2 protein-coding genes are annotated in these 1,234 nt (G+C 63.5%); both read right to left on the reverse strand.

All coding sequences use genetic code 11. From position 1 onward, the window contains the following. Positions 1 to 841, reverse strand: an 841-nt coding sequence (locus tag EN969_RS31720; RefSeq protein ID WP_164758695.1) for an aldo/keto reductase, incomplete at its 3' end; no start/stop codon positions are given. A 110-nt stretch (positions 842 to 951) separates the two neighbouring features. Then, positions 952 to 1,234 (reverse strand): alanine racemase (locus EN969_RS31725; RefSeq protein ID WP_206525287.1); only part of this gene is annotated, 283 nt, incomplete at its 5' end.

Here is a 1,234-nt window from a genome sequence, read left to right on the forward strand (position 1 = left end):
GGACATAGCCGAGCGCCACCGTGGCGACGCTCACATCATGTTTTTTGGCTATGTCGCGCATGACGGCAACGGCCGCCCAGGCGCGGTCCTCATTGACCGGCGGGAAGTTGAAGGACGCGCGGCGGCCTTCGCCATTGCCGGGTGCGCCGGGGCCATATTTGCCGGAGAGCAGGCCACCGGCCATCGGCGACCACACCATCAGGCCGAGCTTCTCCTCATTGAGCAGCGGCACGATTTCGCGCTCGAGATCGCGGCCGGCGATCGAATAATAGGACTGCACGGTCTCGAAACGGGCGAAACCCTTGCGCTCGGCGATGCCGAGCGCCTTGGCGATGCGCCATGCCGCCCAGTTGGAGACGCCGACATAGCGGACCTTACCGCTGGCAACGAGATCGTCGAGCGCCCGCAGCGTTTCGTCGATCGGCGTCACGGTGTCGGTGCCGTGCAACTGATAGAGATCGATATGGTCGAGTTGCAACCGCTCCAAGCTGGCATCGACCGAATCCATGATGTGGCCGCGTGACGAGCCGCGCTGGTTGGGGCCTTCACCCATGGCGCCATGCGCCTTGGTGGCGATGACCACATTCTGCCTGTTGACCTTGAGATCCCTGAGCGACTGGCCGAGCAACCGTTCGGATTCGCCAAAGGAGTAGACGTCGGCCGAATCGAAGAAATTGACGCCGGCGGCAAGCGAATGGGCAACGATCTCGTTGACGCCCTTCTGGTCGAGGCTGGCGATCAGGCCCCATTGGGCATTCTGGCCGGCGGCGCCGAAGGTCATGGTGCCGAGGCACAGTTCGGAGACGAACATCCCCGTATTTCCAAGCTGGTTGTAGCGCATGGTGGCGGCTCCAGAGAGTTTGTGACGACCCAAAGCAAATAGGAACGGTACGTTTCGTTTCCAGTCCTGGAGCAACGAGCCTGTCGGATTGGCCCAAAGGCCGTTGCGTCTCAGCGAGTGCCGAAGATCGCCGAACCGACGCGGACGCTGGTGGCGCCGAAGGCGATTGCTGTTTCGTAGTCGCCGGACATGCCCATTGAGAGTTTGGCGACGTCGGCTTCCTTGCTAAGCTTCTCCAACAGCGCAAAATGCGGACCGGGATTCTCGTCGGCCGGCGGGATGCACATCAGGCCTTCGATGGCGAGGCCGTGCACGTCGCGGCAGCGGGCGACGAAGGCCACGGCGTCGCGGGGCTCGATGCCGGCCTTCTGCGGCTCGGAGCCGGCGTTGACC

It is taken from the genome of Mesorhizobium sp. M7A.F.Ca.CA.003.01.2.1, from assembly GCF_003998945.1.
In the GTDB taxonomy this organism is placed as follows: Bacteria; Pseudomonadota; Alphaproteobacteria; order Rhizobiales; family Rhizobiaceae; genus Mesorhizobium; species Mesorhizobium ciceri.